Source organism: Rhodohalobacter halophilus (assembly GCF_001715195.1).
Taxonomy (GTDB): domain Bacteria; phylum Bacteroidota; class Rhodothermia; order Balneolales; family Balneolaceae; genus Rhodohalobacter; species Rhodohalobacter halophilus.
Genome location: NZ_MDWE01000002.1, coordinates 30,813 through 55,664, shown reverse-complemented (window position 1 = coordinate 55,664; position 24,852 = coordinate 30,813). Strand labels below are relative to the sequence as shown.

Below are 24,852 nucleotides of genomic sequence, written 5' to 3'. Positions count from 1 at the left end.
GTATTCAAAAAAAATGTTCAATATTTCAGTGTTGACTGTATTTGTTATAGTGTCTATAAATGTAGTAGCTGTTTTGATATCGTTGTTTTATGGGACTGTGTCATCTTGCAGTAATGCAATATTTAATGGAAATCCATACTTAATCTTAGGGGTTGAAGGATTACTTTTACTATTAGTTTTGATCGTTTACTTAAATAAGTCGGTATATCTCATAAAATGAGTTGATTTATTTACCGAAGAAGAGGTCTTTATTTGGAAGAGGGTTATGTTAGGGGGATAGTTATCAATAGAGTTTTCTTGTTTGTGTGTAGTAAGTTCTAAATTTATAAAACTCCTTTCTATTCGAAACGGAAATAAATACTTGCAGTTCTCGTTTTTGAAAACTAATATCATCGTAGTGAAAATGAATGTGCCGGCTGTATTAAGCTCATCTCTTTCGCTCTTATTAAACCGACAGATTTTATCGATCCCATTTGCTACTAAACCGACCCATAACGGCAATCATCCTGATTCTGGCGGCTCTCATCTTTGGGAGCCTGGCACTGAGTGAACTCTCGGTGGATCTGCTTCCCGATGTGGACTCTCCCAACCTGGTGGTGCGTACCGACTGGCAGGGAGCCGCTCCGCGGGAGATCGAAAATCGCATCAACGAACGGCTGAAAGCAGTGCTGAGTACCATTCCCGGTGTGGACCGTGTACAGGGTTTTGCCCGGCAGTGGCAGAGCATCGGGATCGTTCTCACGAAGATGAAGCGACGATGGTCCGCCGGGGCGAGATTCCTGAACGTGTCCGAAACCTGGTGTTTTTGGGAGTGAATGAGTCGGGGATCTTTTCCTTTCAACAGGCAGAAGCCAGGCTCCAAAAATTCTCCGGCAGCGGCGAACTTCTATGGGAGAAAGATTTTATCGACCTGCCGGCTCTGAAAGGAGTTTATGAGGAATACCTGCAGGAAGCGAAAACACAGGAGCGGTTCATCCCACAGCTCTCATACGCCCGTGGCATTCATGTATATGAGGAGGGAGCTGCCATCCTGCTCCAAACTGCGGAGCAAAACCCTGTTACGGTCTTATGGGTCTCCAACAGCGGGGAAGACATCCGGTTGATCGAATATCCCGAAGTTGAAAAAAGCTTTCTTCTTCGCTTCCGAATTGCACCTGATCGACAAACAATCCTTTTTGTGGATTCCATGGAGCCGACGATTTATAGGGCTGAATATCCTGTTTAAAATATTTTATTGAAACTTAACAAATGTAAGATTTTCTGTAACATTTTCTTAATTCGGTTCTCTTTTATAAAAGTTTAGTAACCCAATTAAAGATTAACTTTCAATATGAAAGAGCATTTTCTTGTATGTACATTCCTTCTTTTTGTATTTTGGAGTTGCGACACCCCATCAACTTCTTTCAAAGAAGAACTCACTCTATTTAATAAGAATACAATTCAGGAAGAAGCTAAAATTTCTGCCTATCAATTACAATGGGTTAAGCCTGGCGGTAAGGGATCAATAAATAGCGAAAATCCATATATATGCTACATTTGGAGGGGCGGCGAGAATGGCTACAAAGGTGTAGAGGCTCATGTCTGGCAGGTTATCTTTCCAAATAAAATAACCGAAAATGCTGGTTCGAAAACTACTCGCTTTGTATACAAGCAAAACAAATTTAATGGTAATCTTATTCGATATGCAGGTTGTACAGTGCCTGATTCGGAGGATGCGATTAATTTAATTAAAAAAGCTTTTGACGGCAATCGCTCAGGTTCACAACATTCAAATCGGCAGAGCAACGATAGCACACTGACTATCATGTCCGACTGTGGTGACTATGAGTGTGAGCTGGAATGGGATCATTCAAGGCAAGAGTATGTTTGCACTGCTCCACCTTGTGACGGTGGTGAAGATGAAGAAAACGGAGACGGACCTCCATATGGTGACGGAGGTGGAGGCACTCCACCAGGAGATGGTGGAGGAGGCGATAATGATGAAGAATTGCCAGAGTTTTTGGAACCCTGCGATACAGGTAATGCCCATCTGGACGATGTGCCATTTCAAGATGCGATGTATCAGGCATGGTTTGATTCCTATGGTCCAGATGATGAACCTTACGCACATGATCAAAGAAATGAGACTATGGTCATCGTAACAGCGACAAGTAGTGGTTATGCATTTGAAGAAATACCGCCCGGACCGGAAACTTCCTCGTGTCATTTTAGTGCTCCTGGTACTTCGATCCCATCGAATATTGTTGCTCTAATTCATACTCACCCTTATGGGCATAATGATACAATCGAGGATTCGAAATGTCCTGCCGGGGCGTATAATGGGAATAGTGTAAGTAGTAGTGATGCTGCTCTGGTGCAGACAATTCATGATGAGCCTAGCTTACCCTCTATACCTATGTATGTAATTGACAAAGATAAAATTCGGATCATTCAGCCCTCAAATCCTAATCAATATAGCCAAACATTCAATCGGTGTGGATATTAAGTCTAAAATAATTTTCAATACAAAAAGTTAACTTACAATGAAAACAATTACTGCTATATTACTATTTATATTTTTCGCTGTTTTAGATGGCCCTGATAATTCTGAAGTTATTGGATTCCAATGTCCTTCTAATCATGAAAAAGCAGAAGAAGTACTTCATGAATATTTAGAAAGTGAAAGAGCAATAGAAGATTTGCGCAGACAATATAATATGAATATTGACCATACTTCGTACACTAAAATCAACGCCCTTAAAAATGAGTTAAATCAAACTGAATGTGAAAGATTAATAGAGAGTTTGAATTTATCAGAAGATGACCGTCTTCATTCTTTTTATAAAGTTGCTGATCATTATTTCATTGTAAACTATAAATTTTCCGAAGTTGGTGAATTTGAATATTCATCAATTACAATAACAAGTAAAAGATATGAAGCAATTGCTGTAGTTCTCAATTGGGATAGGATTTCTGATTATCAATAAAAAAGGGGAAAACACTATCCCACTTATTTCATTGAATCTATAAAATTCATTAACTATACTGTTCGTAGCTTTTAACGAATTTTAACTCTCTTTGCTGCTTAACCGTCCCATTACTGCGATCATCCTGATCCTGGCTGCGTTTATCTTCGGCAGCCTGGCACTGAATGAACTTTCGGTAGATCTGCTTCCCGATGTGGACTCTCCCAACCTGGTGGTGCGCACCGACTGGCAGGGGGCGTCGCCGCGAGAGGTGGAGGGCCGGATTAATGAGCGCCTGGAAGCGGTATTGAGCACGGTTCCGGGCATCGACAGTGTGCACGGGTTTGCACGACAGGGGCAGAGCGTGATCTACCTCAATTTCCGGTGGGGGCACAACATGGATCTCGCATTTCTGAATGTGAGGGAGAAGCTGGACCAGGTGCAGTACATCATGCCGGAGCAGGCGTCGCGTCCGCAGCTCATTTTCAACACCACCGCCGACGAGCCGATTGCCGTGCTTGCCGTTACGTCTAAAGATCGCCCCAACGAAGAGTTTGAAACCCGCCTTGCGCTTAAGCGCTGGGCAGAGCAGGTACTGTCGCGTAGGCTGGAGCAGGCCGAGGGCATTGCGCAGGTTGTATCGGTGGGTGCAGTGGAACCTGAGGTGCAGATCCGCTATCTCCCACGCGAAATCGACCGCTACGGGTTGAGTCTGAGCCGGGTGCAGAGCCTGGTGCGGGATGCCAATATTTTCACTTCCAGCGGAGAGCTGCGCGATGGCTGGTATCGCTATTCGGTGAAGATTGAGAGCCGCGTTAACGAACTGGAAGACCTTGAGAATGTGCCGCTCACCCGCCTGGGTATGGGGCGGATTCTCACCCTGGGTGAAATTGCGGAGATCTCCCTGCAGGAGACCGACCCGGTCTCATTCGCCACGCTCGACGGGGAGCGGGTACTCAACCTTCTGGTAAAAAAAGAGTATGGAAGCAACACCGTGGAGGTCTACGACACACTAATGCCCCTGGTGGAGGAGATGCGCGAGCTCTACCCGAATATCAGCATTGAGGTGCTTAGGGAGGACGCCACGTTTATTCGCAAAGCAGTCGCGAACCTTCTGCAGACCCTTCTTTTCGGAGGAGTACTTGCCTTTTTTGTTTTGTTTACTTTTCTGAATGATGTTCGCACACCCTTTACAGTCGGGGTGGCCATTCCCGTCTCTATCTTTATCACCTTCTTTGTGATGTTCATCTCCGGGATTCAGCTCAACATTGTATCGTTGAGCGGACTCACCCTGGGGATCGGGCTGCTGCTGGATAACGCGATTGTGGTGCTCGAGAACATCAACCGGCACATGCCGCTCACAAAGTCGGTAAACCATGCGGCAAGAGCCGGAACCAAGGAGATCGCCCTTGCGGTCACGGCCTCCACGTTTACAACCATATCCGTTTTTCTGCCCCTGATTTTTCTGGGCGGATTTGAGGGAGCTTTTTTCCAGGATCAGGCCTATACGCTTTCGATCAGTCTGCTGGCTTCCCTGTTTGTAGCGCTCATTATTCTGCCGGTTCTGGTGGTTCAGATTCTGGAACGCAGAGCCGGGAAAAACCTGGATAACGAGGGTGACGGTCAGCTAAATACAAGACCCTTTTTCAATAAACTGCTGGATCGTTATGAGTCGACCCTGCAGAGCGTGCTGAAACGTCCCGCTCCCGTAGTGGCCCTGGCCACGGTTTTGATCGCTGTTTCTGTCTATGCGTTTATGGTGGTTCCCAAAAATATGCTTCCTGAAGATGAGCCGTCCCTGGTTACCTACCGCGTGCAGCTGCCGGGGAACACATCGCTTACTTCCACCATGCAGGCTGCGGATGCGCTTCGGGTCCGGCTACAGTCTGACGGCCTGGGTGGAGAAAATATTCAGGTTGAGGGCGGTTTTACCGATCAGTCGAATCTTGCCAACCTGGCCCGCGAAGGCCTGAATAAGTTTACCGTTTCTGTGCCGGTTAACGGTCAAAACGAAGCGGACAGGGTAAGAGAGAGGATGGAGCAGTTTGATCTGGATTTTCCGGGATGGTCGGTGGAACGGGTGGCATCCACCCAAAGCTGGAGCGCGCTGATTGGGGCGGATCAGCCGCCCGTACTGTTCCGGATGATTGGAATGAATCGTGCAGAAAGTGAGCGCATGTCTGCCGAATTGAAGAATAGATTAAATGAAGCGGGTATGCCCGTTGAGTTTCGCAAACAGTATGAGCAGGAGGTGGATACCTGGAATCTGAGATTTCGAACAGACCGGATGCTGCAGCTCGGAATACTGGAACAGGATGTCATTCGATACCTGGAGTCGATCACACGCGGCAGTTTTGTGACCGACTGGAGCCGGGAGGATGAACGGATCGCCATCCGATTGATGGGAAGTCAGTCTCAGATTTATGCACCGGAGGAGATCACCCTGAGAATGGGAAGCCGGGAAATTCCACTCAGCTATATCGCCGAGATTGAGCGGGCCGCCGAACTGGAGCAGCTTGAACGGGTGGATCAGACACCTGTACTCAGTTTTGTCGCGAACTGGGATCTGGCGGACTGGTGGTGGAATCGCGGGAAGACGATGGACACCATGCGGGATTTTATGCAGTCGACCGGTCAGGAGGTGCAGGTGGCCGGGAATGCGCTGATGGTGCAGGGACTGATGCTGGATATGGGCAAACTGCTGCTGCTCAGTATCCTGATTATCTATATCATCCTGTCGGTTCAGTTCGAAAACCTGAAATATCCGCTGATCATTATCCTGGCTGTGCCGTTTGCCTGGGTGGGCTCGCTGCTGATCATGTGGGTTACCGGCACCGGGCTCAATGCGATGTCGTTCATGGGGGTGTTGATTCTGACCGGAATTGCCGTGAATGACTCCATATTGAAAGTAGATTTTATGCGACGATACCTGGCCGATACCGGAGATCTCCGTAAGGCGATTGAACTGGCCGGCAAGCACCGGTTCCGTCCCGTCGTGATGACCAGTGTGACAACCATTTTAGGCCTTGTTCCCATGCTGATCCCCTTCGGCGAGGGCTACGCCTTCAGGCAGTCACTCGCCCTGGCCCTGATGGGCGGGATGATCACCAGCACCATTTTAACCCTCTATTTGATTCCGGTCATTTTTGGCTGGATGGAAGGGGGCATTGGAAGTGAGAAGGAAAAAGTAAAAAGTGAATCGTGAGAAGGTTTTGATATTGAATTCCCCTCCTTCGCAAGGAGGGGATTAAGGGGTGGTTGAGTACAAAAGATTTGTTTCAGAATTTTGAGTAATGATAAAACAGTAAGATGGTTTAGATAAATTGTGAACTCATAACCAATTCAAAACGCAGATAGACGTTTAAAAAATCAAAACAATCGTGATTTATTAAAGACCGTGCTAGTGAGTTTAAGATTGAAGTACATGATGAGATATGTTTGAACCACCCCCAGCCCCATCCTTAAAAAGGAGGGGAGTCATTGGTATTTCAGCACTTTACTTTTAAAATAAATCGATTCCGTGTAATGACATGACTAAGCTAAATCCAAAAAAGACAAAGAAGCAGCGTCAGTATCTTCGCGGTCACATGACGAAGTGGGAAGTACGTTTGTGGAATGAGCTGAAGGGTAAAAAGATGTTTGGGTTTAAAGTGAGGAGACAGCATGGCATTGGAAACTATATAGTTGATTTCTACTGCCCGGAATTGAGATTGGCCATAGAGATAGACGGTGACGTTCATCATTTTAAAGAGAAAGCGGAAAAAGACTTGAAAAAAGATCTGTTATTGAAAAATGAAGGAATTGAAATTATCAGAATAAAGAATTTGGACTTTGAAGAGGATTATGAGAGCACGATTATCTATTTGGAAGATGTTTTTAAAGAGCGTGCAAAAGAATTTAATATTGAGATAAATGAAGCTTATTGATGGAGCCATCCTTCCCCTCCTTCGCAAGGAGGGGATTAAGGGGTGGTTGAGTGCAGAGGATTAGATTCAGAATATTGAGTAATTATTTAACAGTGAGATCTTTGGATAAGCGTAAACAAATAAACAAGCTAAATCGCAAATGAACTACTTAAAAAACAGCGCGATTTCTTAAAGATCGTGCCAAAGAATTTAAATTTGAATTGAATTTAGATATTTATCTGAACCACCCCTGGCCCCTCCTTAATAAGGAGGGGAGTGTTAACCAAACAAACTCGTATTATGAAAATTCAGCATACTGTTACCTTATTATCAATATTCATGATAATAGTAATATTTCCCGCCTGCACCTCCTCCGAAGAGCGTGAGCGGCCGGAGAGGCCGGATGATGTGGAGATCCGCCCGGATGTGGTGTTTACGATTGCGGATGATGATCCGCTTCATATCTACATTCAAAGCCAGGGTGTGGTGGAACCGATTCGTGAAATTTCCATCCGGCCGAGAATCAGCGGCTTTGTAACCGAAAGCCAGTTAGAAGACGGGAACCGGGTTGACGCGGGAGGAACCATTCTGGAGTTCGACGACCAGGAGTGGAGGTATCAGCTGAGTCAGGCAGAAAATGAGTACGAAACGGCACTATCGGCCTATAATATAGAGATGGGGCAGCGTCAGATCAGAAATGGAGACAGCGGGAATCAATCCGGAAATGTCGAACGGCTGGTGCGAATTACCACGGGTCTGGCCGCAGCGGAACTGGCTCTGGAGCGTGCTGAATTGGATCTTTCATATACCACAATAAAAGCTCCGTTTGAAGGAGAGCTCTCCGTACAGGAACGGATCACCACCGGCGCCTATATCAGTTCGGGAAGTGAACTGGGCAGGCTGATTGACGACACCACGGTATTAATTCGGTTTGATGTGCTGGAATCGGAGCTGAATCGCCTGAATACCGGAATGGTTGCCGAGCTGACCACTCCATCCGGTGAGAGAAAAGAGGGAGTGATTCGGTCCCTCTCTCCTGTGGTGGACTCGGAAAGTAAAACCGGGCAGATTGTGGTAGAACTGGAAAACCCGGACCGGATACTGCGTCCGGGAATGACCGTTGAGGGACGGATACGGGTGGAGTCGCATACCGGAATTGCCCGGGTGCCGAGATCCGCAATTCTGGAACGGGACGGCGGTCGAACCTTGCTGTTTAAGCTGAATGGAGAAATAGTGGAGTGGGTCTACGTAGATCCTGAATACGCCACGGCCGACTGGGCCATCATCAACCACGAAGATGTTGCACCGGGCGACACCATTGCCGTGGACCGGCACTTCGCCATCAGCCACCTTCAACCCGTTCGCCCCCGAATGTCCGGGCAGATTGTAAGAGAGGAGGTTGATGAGTGAGGCGTTTAAAGCTGGATATTAAACTATAGGCGAGAATTCCCCTCCTTCGCAAGGAGGGGATTAAGGGGTGGTTGAGTGTTGAGTACTCTATTTGAAATTGTGATTTATCAAAGACTGTGCCAAAGAATTTAAAATTAAAATGATTGAAAAATATTGATTAAACCACCCCTAACCCCTCCTTAAAAAGGAGGGGAGAAACTTAAAAAAAGCGATATAGTCTGATTCAATGACAAAGTTAAATCCAAAGAAAACCAAGAAGCAGCGTCAGTACCTTCGTGGTCACATGACGAAGTGGGAAGTGCGGCTATGGAATGAGCTGAAGGGAAAAAAGATGTTTGGGTTTAAAGTTAGACGTCAGCACGGAATCGAAAACTATATTATTGATTTTTACTGTCCACAACTAAAACTGGCCATTGAAATTGATGGTGATGTCCATCACTATCATGAGAAGGTGAAGAAAGACTTGGAAAAAGATCGATTACTGAAAGCTGAAGGAATTAAACTGGTCAGGATTAAGAATCTTGATTTTGAAGAGGATTACGAAAGTACCATTCTCTATTTGGAAGATGTATTTAAAAACCGTGCCAGTAAATTTAAGATTGAGGTAAATGAAGATTATTGATTGAACCATTTCCCCTCCTTCGCAAGGAGGGGATTAAGGGGTGGTTGAGTGCGCAAAACTTTATTTAACACTGTGATTTACGAATATTCAGCATCAAAATTTATTGATAACGGATTAGCTATTTGATTTTTGAAACGAATGAATAACTCTTATAAATCAAAATAAACGTGATTTACTAATGACTGTGCCTAAGAATTTAACCTTGAATTACTTGGTGATGTTTGATTAAATCATTTCCCCCTCCTTCGCAAGGAGGGGATTAAGGGGTGGTTGAGTGTAGAGGATTTGAATCAGATAGATGAGTTATGATTTTACAGTAAGATATTTGGATAAATCGTGAATACTTAAAAAAGCCAATTCTCAGATAAATGTTTAAAAAATCAAAACGACCGTGCCTATGAATTTAAAATCGAACAGAATGGAAATGATTGATTGAACCACCCCCAGCCCCTCCTTAAAAAAGAGGGGAGTGTTGGTGCCTGAAACAGGTTGATGTAATTTTTCACTTTTGCCTTTTCACCTAATAATATGCGCGAAATCTTCCGTCGAAAATATTTCATCTCGCTTAGCTACATGCTTATTGCTGTGGTAGGGATTGTTGCGTGGATGAACATTCCTATGGAGATGGCCCCGGAGCTTCGGCTGCCGTCGGTTACAGTGAGCTACGGCTGGGGCAGCACCTCACCGGAAGTGATGGAGCAGGAGATTACCCGCAGGGTGGAGTCAGTGGCTACCCGGTTGCGGAATGTAGAACGGATTCGGTCGGTCTCCCAGGAAGGACGGTCTAGTACAACCATCACGTTTGAGCAGAATACACCCGTCGAATACAGGGTTCTGGAGCTTCAGGAGTATCTCTACGGCCTGCAGGATGAATTTCCGCCCCAGGTGCGTCAGCCCAACATCAGCCGATCCATTCCACAGGAGCTTCAGGAGCAGGAGACCTTCATGGCGTGGTCCATCAGCGGGGAGAGATCGTCGAGGGAGCTCTACCGGTTTGCCATGCAGCAGATTCGGCTCCCGCTTTTGGGGTTCGAGGGGCTGGCCGATATTGACATCCAGGGAGCGGAAGATCCCGCCCTTACCGTTCGGTTCGACACGCGAATCCTGGAGCAGTATGGATTCAACTCCGATCAGATCCTGATGCAGATTCGCGACCGTCTTACCTGGAGATCGAGCGGTTTTATCGAACAGAGCCACAACCGGCTCAGCATGCTGATTCCTCCACAGTTCGAATCGGTTGAGGATATTCGAAAAATGAAAATTACGGTCCCGAACAGCTCCCGTCAGGTAGTTCTTGGGGATATCGCAAGAGTGGAGATTGAGGATTATCCCGTGAAAAGCCTGAAGCGCCTGAACGGTAAACCGGCCCTCACCATGATTTTTGTACGGGAGAGCGGGTCCGATGCCATGAAACTGGGCGAGCAGATGAGATCGGAAATGGAACGCATTCAATCCGTTCTGCCCGATGATATCACCATTCAGCTTGAGCGCGATTCGACCGAGGACCTGCGGGAGCAGTTCGGGGATCTTCAGTATCAGTCGGCCTTCAGCCTTCTGTTTGTGTTTGTGATTCTGATGCTCTTCATCCGCAGGTTTCGTGCCCCGTTTGTGATTCTGGGAAGCATTGTCTTCTCCTTGATGATGAGCCTCTCTATCCTCTTTTTTATCGATTACACGCTGAATGTGCTCACACTGGCCGGGCTGACGGTTGCCCTGGGAATGATTATCGATAACGCCGTTGTAGTGTTTGAACAGCTCAACCCAAAACTTCCATCGGGTAGGGATGAACGGATTGAGCACGTTCGCAAGGAGCTACCCTACACGCTTGTGCCTGTTTTTGGAAGTACACTCACCACCGTGGGAATTTTCATACCGCTCTTCTTTGCCATGGAGGAGCTTCAGCTATTTCTTGTGCCGCTGGCCGTGGCGCTCACGTTGACGCTGATGTGTTCCGTGCTGATCGCCCTCACCTGGATTCCCTACTCGCTGATCTGGCTGGTGCCCTCAGCGATCAAAAAAGAGGAGAAGTCGCTGAAGAAAAAGGTGAGCCGATGGATCGACCGCATGCTTCATCGGACGTTTTACTGGCGGCACAAATTCCGATGGGTCTTTTATATCGGGCTGCTCGCTCTTTTCGGAATTCCGTTGTTTGCTATCGAGGAACCCGACTGGGATGACACAAACTGGCCGGAGATCACCCGCACCTATTTTGATAATCGTAGCGAGATTGATCCGAAAATTGGCGGACTGACCTACAAGTTTTTTAATGAGACCTATTTCGGAACACCGTGGGGCAGACGACAGCAGGAGAGGATTTTTATTAACATCCGCACCCCGCAGGGAACCCCCCTGGATGAGATCAATAAGATGGCCCGGAGTTTTGAATTACTTGCTATTCCCTATGCTGAGGCTTTTGAGTATTTTGAAACGGATATCTCCGAATATTCCGGTGCAAGACTTCAGTTTATTATCAAAGATGAATACCTGTTTGAGAATGAACCCTATCAATACTACGGGGAGGCGATATATCTGGCATCACAAACCGGCAATTCGGGGATATCGGTTAGCGGACTTGGGGACGGACACAGTACCGGTTTTGGCGGCGGTGTTTCGGGACAGCGCATCACGCTTCACGGATTTTCCTATGATGAACTGCTTCTCCTGGCTGAGGATATTGCCGCCCGGATGAAACGGAATCCGCGTGTGCAGGAGGTGGATATTCACAGCGTGGGCTGGGGTGCTAATGATCTGTTTCAATATGTGCTGAATCTGGATGAAGAGCTGATGGCAATGAAAGATCTGGACCGCCGTTCGGTTCTTGACGCCATTCAGCTCGATGTAAACCCAACCAACATTCGTGGACAGGTAGAGCTGGAGGGGGAGCGAATGTATTTGATTGGAGCCAATATTGCACAAACGCAGTACGAGGAGGATTTTCTGGAGCAGGCGCGCCGCTCAAATAACCGGCTGTTTAAGATCAATGAAATTGCCGATTTGACCCGCGAGCGTACGATGAATCAGATCATTCGGGAAGATCAATCCTACAGCCGAACACTTCGGGTCGATTTTCTGGGACCGCCCCGCCTGGCCAACAACTTTATCGAGTCGGTGCTGGATGAGGTTCCCGTTCCGGTGGGAGCGTCCATTCAGTTTGGCGGAGGATTTTTCTCATGGGGCCAAAGCGATCAGTTTGATAACTATCTGTTACTCTTTCTGCTTACCATTCTGAGCGTTTGGATGATTGTGTCGGCACTGCTCGAAAGCTGGAAAGATCCGCTGGTGGTGCTATTGGCAATTCCGCTCAGTCTTATCGGGGTGATGGCCGGCGCCCTCTGGCACGATATCAATTTTGACCAGGGTGCCATTGCCGGAACGCTTCTGGCCGTCGGGGTGGTGGTGAATAACTCCATACTGCTGATCCATGAAAAGCAGCGATGCCGGTCACTGAATATTCACGGTTTGAGAAGCTGGGTGCGGGTGTATCGTAATAAGATGAGAACCGTGATGATCACCTCCCTCACCACCATGGGCGGACTGGTTCCGCTGATCCTGTTCGGAAGTAACGATTTCTGGACCGACCTGGCTGTGGTAGTCATCTGGGGCCTCGGCACGAGTTTGACACTCATTTTACTGTTGATGGGAGTCTGGGAGAAAGATAAAAAACAAGTTTCACCGCAGAGCCGCAGTAACCGCGGAGATTAAATTGTTCATCGCGGGGATAAAACCCGCGCTCGTATGTATAACCCGTAAATGGGTTGTGGGTTTGAATTATCAAATAATTTATTGAACAACAAGCTTTCCCCTCCTTTCCAAGAGCCTGTCCTGAACCGTCGGGAAGGGGATTAAGGGGTGGTTCAAACAGGTGGAGTTTATTTTTTATGTTTTTTTGTTGCAAGTCCACAGAGTCGATAAATGACGACCTGACAGCGTACCGAGCGTACCGACTGCTGTCGGGATGCTGACAGGTTTATGAATAGACCTCCGCGCCCCCAGCGCCCCAGCGCCCCAGCGGTGAATATCATTAAATTAAAATCAAAAAACTTCATTCATGCAGTTAACCTTGAAAACTATTTTGCTGATTACCACAACCGCAACCTTGATCTCTTGTACATCAGGAGAACACAGCACGGACCATATCAGAACAGCTGAGCTGCCCGAGATTGAATTAAATCACCTGTTCACTCTTGAAGAGCAGGACGGATACTATTTTCAGAGGATATTTGATATAAAATCTGATTCGGAAAAGCGAATATTTGTGGCTGATCAGGCAGCGCGTCACATCCTTCAATATGACAGTGAGGGTAATTTTGTGGGAGCTATCGGAAGAGAAGGATCAGGCCCGAATGAATTTTCATTAATTATGAGGCTTCTGGTCGATCCACAGGATCGTCTGCTGGTGTTCGATATTGGCAACAATCGTAACGTTTTATTTGAGGAAGTGGCCGGAGAGTGGAGTCCCGAGCAGTTTTTAACAGTAGAGGGTTCACCCGCCGGATCAGAAGTGATCAATGAGAACGGTGAAGTGATACTGCGCAGAGATACAGGGAGCAGAATGGAGCCGGGTATGGATTGGTCAGTTCACGAATTTTTGCCGGCTCATCTGGATTCCGGAATCAGAGATGACAACAGAATTGAATTTCGTCAGACGACAAGCCTGGTTGCGGATGATTTGTCTTTTATCAGAAAACCGTTCGGACGAACAACTCTCGTATCAAACGGGAATGAAGGGCGGCTTTATTTGACCTGGAGTGAACGGTTTGATGTAGAAGTTTACAATATGGACCTGGACCTGGTCGACTCTGTCAGCGCCGAGATTCCAAATCTTGAAGTGTCATCTGAGGAGAGAGCGGAGGCAATTGAAAATACGTCTGAGAGATTTAAATCTCTGGTTCGGCAGTATATACCGGACACCAAACCGGTAGCAAATCAAATGTGGGTCGACGGCGATCAAAATTTCTGGTTGCAAACCCACGATTCTCCTGAATATCTGGTCCTGGATTTATCCGGCGAGCCGATCGGGAGTTTCGATCTGGATGGAGAGAGGCGAATTATGCATGTGGATGGAGAACGGGTTTACACCATGCTGAGTGATGATGAAGGCTATACGCTGGATGTGTATGAAGTCCGGTTGTAATGATTTCGAAAAGGTTGTAAAGATCACCGCAGAGCCGCAGTGGGAGTTGTGGGTTTGAATTATCAAATAACTTATTGTGCAACAAACCTTCCCCTCCTTTCCAAGGAGGGGATTAAGGGGTGGTTCAAACAGATAGAGTTTATTTTTTATGTTTTTTTGGAGGAAGAAATTCCGATCCAACCACCCCTGGACCCTTTCCGATACTTTTCGGGACAGGATCTTCATAAGGAGGGGATTTTGCGAATGTTGAAATTCGATCTCAAACTTAACCGCTGACAGGTTTTCGAACAATCCTCCGCGTTCCCAGCACCACTGCGGTGAACATTAAAATGCTAAATCAAATATATCAGTTATGTATCCAATCGTGAGAGCCATTTTGTTAATATCAACAACTGTAATTTTGATCTCCTGCGCTTCAGGAGAACAGAGCGCGAACGAAATACATACGGCCCAGCTGCCCGAAATTGAATTAAATCACCTGTTCATGCTTGAAGAACCGGAAGGAATCTTTTTCGAGAGAATTCGATTCTTGCAAACTGATTCAAAGGGAAGGATTTTTGTGGCAGACCAGGAGACCAATCACATTCTGGTTTACGATGAGACCGGGGATTTTAATACGACCATTGGCCGTGAGGGTGCGGGCCCGGATGAGTTCAGGGCGATTCTGAATATGTTTGTGGATGAGAACGATCAGTTGATCATCTTCGACATGGCAAATAACCGAAGCGTATTCTTCCGGGAAGTGAATGGATCGTGGCAGCCTGAAGAGTTTGTAACGATAGAGGGAACACGGTTTGGAGTTCAAACTATTGACAAAGCAGGAAACTATATCCTCAGGCAGAGCCGCAATCAAATGCCTGATCCGGGGGCTTACTGGTATGTCCATGTTCTTGGGACCGGTTCTCTGCAGGAGGGATTGCTGGATGATGATGTAGTAGAGTTCAGGGAGATGGGCTACCTGGTGCGAGATGACGGTTTGATGAATACAATCCCGTTTGGCAGAACCACACTTCTTGCAAGAGGTCACGACGGTAAACTCTATATGACCTGGAATGAGGATTTTGAAGTTGCCGTGTACAATGCAAAACTGGAGCCGGCTGATTCCGTCCGTGCTGCGATTCCAAATCAGCCGATTACCACGGAAGAGCGCTGGGAGCGATTAGACCGTCTGGATCAATTTCGATCCCTTGCAGCGGAACACATGCCCGATACTAAACCGGTTGCCGAAGCGATGTGGGTAGATCGTCAACAAAATATTTGGCTGCAAACCCACGATTCGCCGGAGTACCTGGTTCTGGATTCGAATGGTGAGCCCATTGGTAGTTTTGATCTGGAGGGAGAGAGGAGGATTTTGCATGTGAATGGAGGGCGGATATACACGCTTCTGTCTGATGATGAGGGGTATGTGCTGGATGTGTATGAAGTCCGGTTGTGATGTTCGAATCAATATTATACAAGCAAAACTCAATCCACAGCTGTTCACTTATACGCTTATTAAACAGTAATTCGATGTTTTCTATTCTCATAAAAAAATGGCCGGTATAGAATTTTACACAACCGCTCGAATTTTAACAGTTCAGGAAATTAATTTTATGCATTTTCAGGATGTGGTTTGAACACCCTCACTTTTTGAAAGTCATTAATATTGGATTTGCTCTAAATTAACTGGATGGGATGCTCTTCGGAAAATAGAAGATTGGTACAGAAATTGAATCGCGGGGATGAATCTGCATTTGAAGAGCTCTATTTGAATTACCGGGCTCGTGCATTTGGGTTGGTTCATCGCTATCTGAAAGACTCCGATTTAACTGAGGATGTGATTCAGGATGTTTTTGTGAAAATTTGGAACTACCGGAGTGAGATAGATTCAGAAAAGTCTTTTGAAGCTCTGCTGTTTACATTTCTAAAAAATCACACGCTGAATGTGATTAAAATGAACAAGAGAAGGGTCCTCCGTAACTTTGAATATCTCTCATTAAACAAGAGAAGAAAAGTATTGCCGGATGAAAAGGTTTACCAGTTTCAGCTTGAGGAAATAATTGAAGAGGCTCTCAAAAAATTACCAAAGAATAAAAGGGTGATTTTTGAACTAAAAAGATTTGAGGGCTTATCAAACCGGGAGATTGCAGAGAAACTGGATATATCTATTCATACAGTAAAATCTCAGTTTTATCGGGCCAATAAAATACTTCAAGAGTACCTGAGTGAGCAGCTGGAAGAGATTTGAAGCAGAGTAATACCCATTCAATTTAATCAGGTTGAAATTAATTCGGCATACTTTTTCTGTTTGGCGTTGTAGTACATGGAAACGCTTCCAAAAATTATTGAATGAAACAGCGCTACAGAAAACTTTTTGAAGAATATTTAAACGGCACCGTAACACCTGAAGAGGCCGAGATGGTCTTGGGGTGGCTGAATACGGATGAAGGGAAGAGTTATTTTAATCAGCAATTCAGAAAGGATTTCTACTCACCAAATGTAAGTGTAAATGATGAGGGTGCATCTGAGGAGTCGTACCGGCAGATTCGGAAAAGAATAACTGTTTCTAAGGGGAGTGAATCATTTGATAGGATGAAGTGGATGGCATTTGCCGCCGTGCTCCTTCTTGGTTTTTTGATTTCGTTTTTTGCCTATTCAATACAAGAGAATGGCGAATTTAAGTCTGTAGAAAATACTACACTTGTCTACTCCACAAATACCTATGAACAGCGAGTTCTATCGCTGAATGACGGGTCAAAAATTCGATTAAACAGTGGGGCTTCAATTGAAGTGCCTGAATATTTTTCCGGGGATGAAAGGCGTGTTAAGCTAACCGGTGAGGCCTTTTTTCAGATTCAGTCCAATGAAAATAAACCCTTTATTGTTCAAGCCGGCGAAACAGATATTCGGGTATTGGGCACTGAGTTTTCCGTTAAATCCAATGATCAATCTAACTTTGTGCTGGTGGCAGTAACGGAAGGGGCCGTCTCTTTTGGTATACATAATTCAGTTGATGGAAGAATTCAGCTTACAAAAAATCGGGTAGGAATTTTTGACAAAAGCCGTAATGAGTTTATAAAAGAGCAGCACCTTGCAGATAATTATCTGAGCTGGATGCATGGCAGAATCCTATTTGAGAAAACGAACTTTGAAGATGCAGCCCGGCAGTTGAGTCATATCTATGATATACCACATGTATTATTGAATGATGAACTGAAGGAGCTTAGGCTAACAGCTGAACTTTCCGGGTTAACCCCGGAAGAGGTAGCTCAAACAATCGCATATTCTCTCGAAATAGAAGTGAGTATAGAGGATGGGGTTGTTTACTGGAGCAGCTAATACAACCTGTACATTAAAATAAAACAACAACATATAACTTTATATGAGTATGGATAACGTTACTATATCTTTCAGTAAGCTCATTCAGCTTAAAAAGGTGATGTTGAGTTTGTGCATAGTTATGACTTTTGCACTCTCTTCGGGTATGGCTTTAAGTTTGGATGACCAAAACAGGACCGATAACTATCTGACAAGTGCGCAGATTGACGATGATCAATTCTTTATCGACTTGAAATTTGAGGACATTCCTCTGGCAACAGCTTTGCGAATGGTAGCTCGTGAAGCGAAAGTAGGTTTGTCTTTTGATTCTGATTTAGTGCCCGACACCAAAGTGTCGAAAAATTACAATCAGACCTATATCTACCAGGCGTTAAACGATCTGCTTAAGGATACAAATCTGATTACTGACTTGGCGCCAAATGGCAGAAGTTTGGTCATTAAAGAGAAAGTGCCTGGAGTTGAAATTTTCCAGGAAACGGTAACCGGTCGGGTTACTGATTCTAATACAGGAGAACCGCTGCCCGGCGTTAATATTCAGATTGCAGGTACTACAAGAGGTGTATCAACTGACGGTGACGGATTCTACTCAATCAATGTGGAAGATTTAAACCAAACACTGATTTTTACCTATATCGGTTATCAGTCTCAGGAAATTGAAATTGACGGCCGAACCGAGATTAATGTATCCCTTCAGATGGAGATCATTGAAGGTGAAGGCCTGTTGGTTGTGGCTTTTGGTGCTGTAAACCGTGAAGAGTTTGTTGGTTCTGCAACTCAGGTAACCAGTCGGCAGTTTGAGCAACGTGCAATAACAAATGCTACTCAAATTGTTGAAGGAGCCGCTCCGGGTGTGTTAATATCACCGGGCAGCGGTCAGCCGGGATCATCTCCAAATATTCGTGTGCGTGGTATCGGTTCTGTGGGTACATCCAATGCCCCGCTTATTGTTGTGGACGGTGCTATTTTTAGCGGTCAGCTCTCCAGTATTAACCCAAATGATATTGAGTCACTCACAGTTTTAAAAGATGCAGCCTCTACATCACTTTACGGTTCAGGTGCGGCCAATGGCGTGATCATGATTCAGACAAAACAGGGACGAAGTGAACAGGGACAGGTAGATGTTCGCATGAGTCAGGGTGTGGTAACTCGTTCCGTTCCTGAATATGATCGGGTGAATGCTTTTGATTACTATCCGCTTTTCTGGGAAGCTCTCAGAAATCAAAAAGTTTACTCCGGCGGAATGGACCCGGAACTTGCCGGGCAGGAAGCATCGGCTGAAGTGTTTGATATTTTGGGTTACAACCCTTTTGGTGTGCCGACTGATGAAATTGTACTGCCAAACGGTGAGTTGAATCCGAATGCATCTCTAATGTATGATGACGATTGGCAGGAGGAGCTTGTAAGAACCGGTTTAAGGAGTAATATGGAGATGGCATACAGTGGCCGTGTAAATAACACAAGCTATTATGCATCTGTTGGCTACCTGAACGAAACGGGATATATCATCAACTCAGACTTTGAAAGACTGAATGGCCGGCTGAATATCAATTCAAGACCGCGCGATTGGTTCAGAACCGGAATAAATCTCTCGGGTGCAGTTTCAGAATCAAATGCTGCAATTGATGGTGTTGCGAGCAGTTCATCTTTTGTTAACCCATATCGTGCTACTCGATTTATGGCCAATCTATCCGCTTTATGAAAGAGACCGGTTTACCGGTGAGCTGATTGAGGGCGGTACATATGATCGCGGGGATTTCCGCCCTGAAGCGTCCGGCCGTCATGCAGTATGGGAGAATAAATTGAATGAAGATCTCAGAAAAGATACGAATCTGAACGTACGATCTTTTGCAGATTTCTACTTCCTGGATGACTTTACGTTTACAGTGAATGCTACGATTGACAGACGGTACAACAATCGTGAGCGCGCAAGAAATGCGATTATTGGGGATGCGGCGCCGGGCGGTGATGCTTACCGGTATGGATATGTTTATACCGGAATTACATTCAACCAGCTACTCAACTATCAGACGGATATCCGTGATCACAGCATCAATGCACTGGTTGGTCATGAGAGCTTCCAGTATGAGCGGGATTACACCTACATGAGAAGAGAGCAGCAGGTAGTAGAAGGGAATACAGAGTTGATTAACTACGTAAACCTGATGAGCGGTACGTCAAACAAGCGTGAATATCGTAAGGAAGGGTATTTTACCCGGGTAAGCTATGATTATGCAAGCACATACTACCTCTCAGGGTCACTTCGGTATGATGGTTCATCCAGATTCCGATCCGGAGTTCGCTGGGATACATTCTGGTCTCTGGGTGCTGCATGGAGGCTCGACCAGGAAGACTTTATGCGTGATATTGACTGGGTTAATTCACTCAAGTTAAGAGGTTCCTATGGTGAAGTTGGAAACGATTCTCATACATCACATGCCTCTCTTTCATTTTACGCTTATCAGGCGCTTTATGAGCTTGGATATAACAATGCCAGCGAAGCCGGTATTTTGTTAGGTACGGCCGGTAACCCGGACCTTCTTTGGGAAGCCAATGCACAAACGGATATTGCCCTTGAATTTGAGTTATTCGACAGCAGATTCCGTGGAACTGTAGAGTGGTATCACAGAGAGACAAGTGATCTTCTGTTTGATGTTCCTCTTCCGGTATCCTCCGGTATCAGCGAATATCCCGATAACATCGGTACAATGTTTAACCGAGGTATTGAGCTCACCTTCGATATGGATGTAATCCGTAAGCAGAACTTCCAGTGGAATTTAGTACTTCAGGGTTCAACCCTGAGAAATGAGTTCAAGGAGCTTCCACAGGATGAGATTATTAATGGAACCAAGAAGTTGATGGTGGGGCGTTCTATTTACGACTACTGGCTGAGGCAGTGGTATGGTGTGGATCCGTCTGATGGTTCCGCTCTGTATATTGCCAGTGAAGAGGCCATTGAAGCAGGCGGAAGTGATATCCGAACAGTGGACGGGACAACGGTTACAACCAACCAGAATAATGCAGAGTATGCATATGTTGGTACAGCCATTCCTGATCTTTTTGGAAGTGTAACAAACAGATTCAGCTTTAAAGGGTTTACCCTTTCTGCGCTGTTGACCTACCAGATTGGTGGAAAAACCTACGACTCTAACTATTCAGGTTTGATGCATCCCGGAAGTACCGACGGACGTGCCCTGCATTCTGATATTTTAGACAGATGGCAGCAGCCGGGCGATGAGACAAATGTTCCCCGTCTTGACAGAGATCAGGCGGCTGCATTTAACGCAGCTTCAAGCCGTTGGTTGGTTTCATCAAGCTATCTTGCACTTCGAAATGTGAACCTTTCCTATTCGTTTGATCCAACCTTTGTGAATCAGTTTGGGATTAGAAATGCGAGTGTATATGTAAATGCTGAAAATCTGACCGCCATTACCGGCCGAAAGGGGCTTGAGCCGATTCAGCAGTTTAACGGGACCACAAATCCTCGCTACACACCTTCCCGAGTATTAACTCTGGGTGTAAACTTCACATTTTAATCAGTAAAACTATATAAATCATAGTATTATGAAAAATTTAACTCTAAAGTTTGGACTTATACTTTTACTGCTTGTCAGTATTAGTGGATGTGGAGAAGATTTTCTGAGCACATACCCGACCGAGGATGTGTCAAATGAAATTGTAACAACTTCACCGGCAAACATGATGCTCGGCATTAACGGTATTCACCGGTCACTATACGTTCGGTATGGATGTCAGGGCTGTGTTGGTTTGGGAGCGTTGATGATACACAATGATGCAATGGGTGATGATTTAGTCATGACCCGAACATCCTCAACCTGGTTTTACGGGGCTTACAGATGGCAGGTACACCGAAATGCTACTGCCCGTGATAATCTATTACCATGGACCATTTACTATCAGGTTGTTCGAAATGCGAACGTAATTATTGATGGTGAAGAAAACGCAGAAGGTCCACAGGCTGAAATCGATATCCCAGTGGGTCAGGCGTACTTCTACAGAGCCTTCAGCCACTTCCAACTGGTGCAGCTCTACGCGGAGCGCTACCGTGGCGGCGAAACCAACTCCCAGCCGGGAATTCCAATTGTTACGTTGCCGGAAAATGTGGGTCAGCCCAGAGCCACTGTGGAGCAGGTTTATCAGCAGATTCACGACGATTTAACAGAGGCTATTAACAGGCTGGAGAATTACAGCCGACCCAATAAATCTCACATCGATGCCAGTGTTGCAAGAGGGTTGAAAGCCCGGGTATATCTTGTTCAGCAAGATTGGCCAAATGCGATCACCTATGCGCAAGATGCGAGAGCCGGCTACTCATTGATGACCCAGTCTGAATACACAGCAGGATTCAACGATTACACAAATGTTGAATGGATGTGGGGTTCTCATATTGCCGAGGACCAATCAGATCGATTTGGAAACTTTGGTGCTCAGATTTCACGAAACAACAGTACCACATTTATCCGAACCAATCCGATGGCGATTAATGAAAACCTCTACAGTGCATTCCCTGCATCTGATATTCGATTGGCAAACTTCGATCCAACCGGAGAACACGAAGATCTCGATTTACCGTCAAACTTTTCAAAAGCACCATATACTAATGAGAAGTTTATTGCAGTGAGTGAATCAGACAGCCGTGTAGATGTGCCTTATATGCGGGCTGCAGAGATGTACCTGATTGAAGCTGAGGCTAAAGCCAATCTCGGTGATCCAACGGCCGCTGATGTCCTTTTTGACCTGGTAAGCGAACGGGATGATGACTATGTGAGATCCACCAATACCGGACAGGCTTTGCTGGATGAGATCTACTTAAACCGGCGCCTTGAGTTCTGGGGCGAAGGTTTTCGATTCTATGACCTGAAACGTCTGAACCAGGACATGGACCGTACAAATTCTAACCATAACACAACTTCTGCATCAAATGTGATGTTCATAGAAGCAGGTACAAACGAATGGGTTTACCTGATTCCACAGGATGAATTGAATGCGAACCCTGAAATGGAACAAAATCCTACAAATGACTAAATAGCATTTCAAACTCCACAAGTTCAAAAGCCCGTTGATGTAGTTCGACGGGCTTTTTCTATTTCTATCCGATTTTATCCTATCTTCTGTAAAACTAAAAACAAAGAATCTATTAACAATGACTCCTATTATCTTTCTGCACGGTGCACTAGGTACGTCCGGTCAGCTAAAACCTCTAGCTGAACAACTTGATCTTGAACAATCGATCCATCTGATGAACTTTGAAGGGCACGGGGCAGATTCCATCTCTGTCCGCCCTTTTCGGATGGAGCATTTTATGGAGAATGTGATCGATTTTATGGATCAGCACGGAATTGACCGGGCAGATTTTTTCGGGTACAGTATGGGAGGATATATAGCGATGATGCTGGCGAAAGGTCATCACGAAAGAGTTGGGAAGATTTCCACTCTGGGCACGGTCTTGAAATGGAGTTCGGAAATTGCAGAGCGGGAAGTGAAGTTTCTGAATCCGGATAAAATCATAGAGAAGGTTCCGGCATTTGCGGCCGAGCTGGAGAAGCGTCACCCGGCCGGATGGGAGAATGTGGCAGCGAAGACAAAAGACCTGCTGCTCGATCTGGGTGATAATCCGCGCATTTCTGATTCGGAATGGAGTTCAATATCACAGCCGGTTCGAATTCACACGGGCGACCGGGATGCCACGGCAGGAATTGAACAGAGTATGTCTGTTTACAGAGAGCTTAAGAACGGCGAGCTGATGGTGCTGCCGGATACACCCCACCCGGTAGAACGCGCAAATATCAAACTTCTGGCCGACTCTCTGAACGACTTTTTCGCTTGATTTGAATCAGAACCAAACCATAAATCCGGCGGCTAAAATGCCGGGCGTGATGGCTAAAATTAGCAGGATGAGCAGTGTGAGGCTTCTTTTGATTCCCACAAAGAAGGAGAAAATCAGGCCTTTGACGAGTGTGTTCGTAACTGCAGCAAGGATAATTCCCATCACAGCTACTTCTTCTCTCAGATTATCCTGAGACATTCGGGATAATGAGAGGGTGATTGCATCCACATCCATCAGTCCGGATATGACAGAGAGAACGTAAACACCCTGATCCCCAAACCACTCCTGCATTCCCTCCGAGAGGATAAGGATAGCTCCCAATAGCAGACCAAATTGAATGGCGGTTTTCAGCTGAAAGGGATTTTTGAGCTTGATGGGTGAAGATTCTTCCGTATGAACTTTAAATTGCCAAAGCCAAAAACCTGCAATAATAAGCCCGGTGAACATCAAACTGATGGGAAGCCAAAGTTGATCGAGCAGCTGATAGTTAACCACGCTGACCTCAATCAGGACCCGGATAAACATAATGGACGAAGCCAGCAGCACTCCGGCCATAAAGATGAACGTTGTTTTGCTCTTCTTCGAAAACTGTGCCAGACTGATGGTAACAGCGGTGGAGGAGGCGAGGCCGCCCACAAAAGAAGTGAGCATTGTACCCAGATTTTTCCCTGCAATTTTGATGGCGACATATCCCACAAAAGAGAGTCCGCTGATGAGTACCACCATCCACCACACCCAATAGGGATTGAAGGCCTCCCAGGGGCCGTACCCTTCATTTGGTAAAAGTGGCAGTAAAACCAACGAGATGACCAGCAGCTTGGTCCATGCGTAGATCTCCTTGCGGTTGATATTTCGCAGCCACCGGTGGAGTGTAGGTTTATATCCCAAAAGTGCCGTAACGATAACCGTAGCACCCAGTGCGGGGAGCTCATACCCAAAAACGGACCAGGCAGAGAGTACAAAAACCAGCATCAGGGTAAATGCCGTAGTGGCTCCGACATCTTCATCTCTTTTTACATCCATGATGTGAGCCGAGATAATCATTGCCGTGACGGCCAGAAAAGCCGCGGCCATGACCCACTCGTCAATTTCAAGAGCCAGTAATCCCCAGACTCCACCCAACAGACCCACAACCGAGAAGGTACGGATACCGGCCATACGATCCCCCTCTTTCTCATCTCGTTCACTCCAGCCCCGCTCTATACCGATCAGCAGGCCTATGGACAGGGCTACCAAAAGAGAAAGCGATATATCGTGAAGTTCCTGCATACGAGTTATTTATATATTGCAACTCTTGATAATTTAACGATAAATATAGAATTGATGTTTCCTGCTTAGAAATGAGGAGGCAGATAAACTTTACAAAATCGGTTGAAACTTACGGATAAAGGTTCCTATATTTGGGGTCTGTAATAAATACGATTTTAAAGTCGTAAGACAAATTTTTACTGAAATGCACCCGTAGCTCAACTGGATAGAGTACCTGACTACGAATCAGGCGGTTCCAAGTTCGAATCTTGGCGGGTGTACCACTAAAAACCTCGTTTAATTAGCTTTAAACGGGGTTTTTTTATGTTTTGGAGTGATTCTTCACGGGTAAAAATTTTCACTGGGGGTACATATCTATTGCTTCGGGGGTACATATGGTGGTACATTTATAGTGTAATGAATCG

The 24,852-nt window shown here is 45.8% G+C and carries 18 protein-coding genes and 1 tRNA gene; 18 read left to right on the top strand and 1 reads right to left on the bottom strand.

Annotated features, from left to right (window positions below):
• The first annotated feature begins 473 nt into the window (after positions 1-473).
• From BG260_RS00925 to BG260_RS00845, 17 genes are all read left to right on the top strand, one after another.
• Positions 474-815 carry an efflux RND transporter permease subunit gene (locus BG260_RS00925; RefSeq protein ID WP_069130071.1) on the top strand — a complete coding sequence of 114 codons (342 nt, stop codon included), beginning with the start codon at positions 474-476 and terminating at the stop codon, positions 813-815.
• On the top strand, positions 716-1,225 hold the full coding sequence (locus BG260_RS00920; RefSeq protein WP_176719402.1) for a PH domain-containing protein: 510 nt from the start codon (positions 716-718) through the stop codon (positions 1,223-1,225). The genes BG260_RS00925 and BG260_RS00920 overlap by 100 nt, the downstream gene beginning before the upstream one ends.
• A 105-nt stretch (positions 1,226-1,330) precedes the next feature.
• Positions 1,331-2,485 (top strand): hypothetical protein, encoded by a 1,155-nt coding sequence (locus BG260_RS00915; protein ID WP_069130069.1) that lies wholly within the window; start codon positions 1,331-1,333, stop codon positions 2,483-2,485.
• 37 nt (positions 2,486-2,522) lie between these two features.
• Complete coding sequence (locus BG260_RS00910; RefSeq protein WP_069130068.1) at positions 2,523-2,966, top strand: hypothetical protein; 444 nt, start codon at positions 2,523-2,525, stop codon at positions 2,964-2,966.
• A 91-nt stretch (positions 2,967-3,057) separates the two neighbouring features.
• Positions 3,058-6,150, top strand: coding sequence for an efflux RND transporter permease subunit (locus BG260_RS00905; RefSeq protein ID WP_069130067.1), 3,093 nt, complete (start codon positions 3,058-3,060; stop codon positions 6,148-6,150).
• 325 nt (positions 6,151-6,475) lie between these two features.
• Positions 6,476-6,871 carry an endonuclease domain-containing protein gene (locus BG260_RS00900; protein WP_069130066.1) on the top strand — a complete coding sequence of 132 codons (396 nt, stop codon included), beginning with the start codon at positions 6,476-6,478 and terminating at the stop codon, positions 6,869-6,871.
• A gap of 318 nt (positions 6,872-7,189) precedes the next feature.
• Positions 7,190-8,260: an efflux RND transporter periplasmic adaptor subunit gene (locus BG260_RS00895; RefSeq protein WP_176719401.1), complete on the top strand. Its 1,071-nt coding sequence runs from the start codon at positions 7,190-7,192 to the stop codon at positions 8,258-8,260.
• Between the two features lie 226 nt (positions 8,261-8,486).
• Entirely contained in the window at positions 8,487-8,882 is a 396-nt protein-coding gene (locus BG260_RS00890; RefSeq protein WP_069130064.1) for an endonuclease domain-containing protein, read from the top strand.
• A 528-nt stretch (positions 8,883-9,410) separates the two neighbouring features.
• Positions 9,411-12,584, top strand: coding sequence for an efflux RND transporter permease subunit (locus BG260_RS00885; protein WP_069130063.1), 3,174 nt, complete (start codon positions 9,411-9,413; stop codon positions 12,582-12,584).
• Positions 12,585-12,930: 346 nt separating this feature from the next.
• Complete coding sequence (locus BG260_RS00880) at positions 12,931-14,016, top strand: 6-bladed beta-propeller (RefSeq protein WP_069130062.1); 1,086 nt, start codon at positions 12,931-12,933, stop codon at positions 14,014-14,016.
• Between the two features lie 352 nt (positions 14,017-14,368).
• A complete protein-coding gene (locus BG260_RS00870; RefSeq protein WP_069130060.1) occupies positions 14,369-15,451 on the top strand; it encodes a 6-bladed beta-propeller in 1,083 nt (360 codons plus the stop codon).
• A 261-nt stretch (positions 15,452-15,712) separates the two neighbouring features.
• Positions 15,713-16,243, top strand: a complete 531-nt coding sequence (locus tag BG260_RS00865; protein ID WP_176719400.1) for an RNA polymerase sigma factor — start codon at positions 15,713-15,715, stop codon at positions 16,241-16,243.
• Positions 16,244-16,344: 101 nt separating this feature from the next.
• Positions 16,345-17,334 carry a FecR family protein gene (locus BG260_RS00860; protein ID WP_069130058.1) on the top strand — a complete coding sequence of 330 codons (990 nt, stop codon included), beginning with the start codon at positions 16,345-16,347 and terminating at the stop codon, positions 17,332-17,334.
• A gap of 49 nt (positions 17,335-17,383) precedes the next feature.
• Positions 17,384-19,033, top strand: coding sequence for a carboxypeptidase-like regulatory domain-containing protein (locus BG260_RS13870; RefSeq protein ID WP_176719399.1), 1,650 nt, complete (start codon positions 17,384-17,386; stop codon positions 19,031-19,033).
• Positions 18,996-20,867 carry a SusC/RagA family TonB-linked outer membrane protein gene (locus BG260_RS00855; protein ID WP_176719398.1) on the top strand — a complete coding sequence of 624 codons (1,872 nt, stop codon included), beginning with the start codon at positions 18,996-18,998 and terminating at the stop codon, positions 20,865-20,867. Before BG260_RS13870 ends, BG260_RS00855 begins: the two co-directional genes overlap by 38 nt.
• A 28-nt stretch (positions 20,868-20,895) precedes the next feature.
• Positions 20,896-22,377 carry a RagB/SusD family nutrient uptake outer membrane protein gene (locus tag BG260_RS00850; RefSeq protein WP_069130057.1) on the top strand — a complete coding sequence of 494 codons (1,482 nt, stop codon included), beginning with the start codon at positions 20,896-20,898 and terminating at the stop codon, positions 22,375-22,377.
• Positions 22,378-22,495: 118 nt separating this feature from the next.
• On the top strand, positions 22,496-23,179 hold the full coding sequence (locus tag BG260_RS00845) for an alpha/beta fold hydrolase (protein WP_069130056.1): 684 nt from the start codon (positions 22,496-22,498) through the stop codon (positions 23,177-23,179).
• A 6-nt stretch (positions 23,180-23,185) separates the two neighbouring features.
• Here BG260_RS00845 and BG260_RS00840 read toward each other — a convergent pair whose 3' ends face one another.
• Positions 23,186-24,448, bottom strand: a complete 1,263-nt coding sequence (locus tag BG260_RS00840) for an MgtC/SapB family protein (protein WP_069130055.1) — start codon at positions 24,446-24,448, stop codon at positions 23,186-23,188.
• Positions 24,449-24,634: 186 nt separating this feature from the next.
• Between BG260_RS00840 and BG260_RS00835 the strand changes: the two genes are divergently transcribed.
• Positions 24,635-24,711, top strand: a tRNA-Arg gene (locus BG260_RS00835).
• The last annotated feature ends 141 nt before the right edge of the window (positions 24,712-24,852 follow it).